This window comes from Mycobacterium sp. E2462 (assembly GCF_001672685.1).
In the GTDB taxonomy this organism is placed as follows: Bacteria; Actinomycetota; Actinomycetes; order Mycobacteriales; family Mycobacteriaceae; genus Mycobacterium.
Genome location: NZ_LZKC01000481.1, coordinates 1 through 511 on the forward strand (window position 1 = coordinate 1; position 511 = coordinate 511).

At 72.0% G+C, this 511-nt stretch carries 1 protein-coding gene; it reads left to right on the plus strand.

Annotated elements, in window-relative coordinates; genetic code table 11:
* The coding region (locus tag A5714_RS24715; RefSeq protein ID WP_156747489.1) for a VWA domain-containing protein at positions 1–511 on the plus strand (511 nt) is incomplete at both ends.

Here is a 511-nt window from a genome sequence, read left to right on the forward strand (position 1 = left end):
GTCGCAATCCATGCGGGCGACCGACGTGCCGCCCAACCGGCTCAAGGCCGCCGAGGAAGCGGCCACCCAGTTCGCCGAGCAGCTGACGCCCGCGATCAACCTCGGCCTGGTCGAGTTCGCGGCCAACGCCACGCTGTTGGTGCCCCCGACCACCAATCGGGAGGCCGTCAAGGCGGGCATCGACAGCCTGCAGGCGGCGCCCAAGACCGCGACGGGCGAGGGCCTGTTCACCGCGCTGCAGGCCATCGCGACCGTCGGCTCGGTGATGGGGGGCGGGGACGGTCCGCCGCCGGCGCGGATCGTGCTGGAATCCGACGGCGCCGAGAACGTGCCGCTGGACCCCAACGCCCCGCAGGGCGCCTTCACCGCGGCCCGCGCCGCGAAGTCCGAGGGCGTGCAGATCTCCACGATCTCGTTCGGCACGCCCTACGGCACCGTCGACTACGAGGGGGCCACCATCCCGGTGCCCGTGGACGACCAGACCCTGCAGAAGATCTGCGAGATCACCGAC